Origin of the sequence: Caballeronia sp. BR00000012568055 (assembly GCF_029439455.1) — a bacterium.
Classification (GTDB): Bacteria; Pseudomonadota; Gammaproteobacteria; order Burkholderiales; family Burkholderiaceae; genus Caballeronia.
In genome coordinates, this window is record NZ_JAQFVG010000130.1 from 1 (window position 1) to 1152 (window position 1152).

General features: G+C 57.0%; 1 protein-coding gene. It reads right to left on the reverse strand.

What is annotated here, in order from left to right:
- Positions 1–117: 117 nt before the first annotated feature.
- Positions 118–939 (reverse strand): class I SAM-dependent methyltransferase, encoded by an 822-nt coding sequence (locus tag P7F28_RS07735; RefSeq protein ID WP_277183933.1) that lies wholly within the window; start codon positions 937–939, stop codon positions 118–120.
- Positions 940–1152 lie beyond the last annotated feature (213 nt).

Below are 1152 nucleotides of genomic sequence, written 5' to 3' on the forward strand. Positions count from 1 at the left end.
AGAAACATGCCGACGAGCACAACGGCAAAGCCACCATCATCGAGCCATGCCGAAGCCCGAGCAGACACGCGGCCGACCAGAGCCGCGCGCATTGATCGAAGAGAAATTTGAGTGTTATCACAATCGTTCCACCACCACTTCGAGATATTCACTGGGCAACACGAGCGTCGCGTCGCCGGATCGGTTGCGGCTTTGAATCAGCGCCATCAGATCGGCGGCGAATGCGGCCTGACGCTCGCCTTCGAGTGCCGCGAAAGCCTTGTTCATCGGCCCGTAGAAAGTGCGGAACACTTCCATGAAATGCGCGGGTGATCGATAGCGAAACGTGAATTCGCGGCTATTGATGGTGATGTTTTGCGCGACGCCATCGAACAAGGCTTCGAGATGCGCCTTCGTTCCCCATAGCGCCGGTGATAGCACGCCAGGCGGCGGCGCAATGTATTTGCCGATGGTCTTGAACACTTGCCCGATAAAACTATCCGGTGTCCAGTTCGCCAGCCCGATCTTGCCGCCGTGCTTGCATACGCGCGCCATTTCGCGCGCGGCCTTCTGCTGATCGGGCGTGAACATGACGCCGAAAGTGGAGAGCACAGCATCGAACGATGCGTCCGCATAAGGCAGCGCTTCGGCATCGGCCTGTTCGAATTGCACGGCGAGTCCTTCCGCTTGTGCTCGCGCACGGCCTGCATCGAGCAATGAAGGCACGTAGTCGGTGGAGATCACATCGCACCAGCGGCGCGCGGCGGCGAGTGTCGCGTTGCCATTGCCGGCGGCGACATCGAGTACGCGACTGCCCGCGCGCAGATCGAGCGCTTCGCAAAGCTGCTCTCCGACGATTTGAAGCGTAGTGCCCACAACGGAATAGTTGCCCGTTGACCATGCGGCTTGTTGACGAACCTTGACGGCGGCGAAATCGACAGCGGAAGACAATACAGACATGAAATACTCCTAACTAAATTAAATGGCTTTACGTTGCTGAGAATCGAATACGTTATTCGCTTACTAACACACCCGATCCACCCATTTCCGCAGGCAGATCCTTCATCTTCGGCAAGCCATCCTTCATGTGCAGCACCGTCTCCGGATAATTCACATGCACGCATGCCTGATACGGAAAGTCGTCGAGAACAGATGCAAACACATCGATCACAC

Coding starts and splice junctions, on each gene's coding strand:
- P7F28_RS07735 (WP_277183933.1), bottom strand. CDS start 939: ATGTCTGTATTGTCTTCCGCTGTCGATTTCGCCGCCGTCAAGGTTCGT.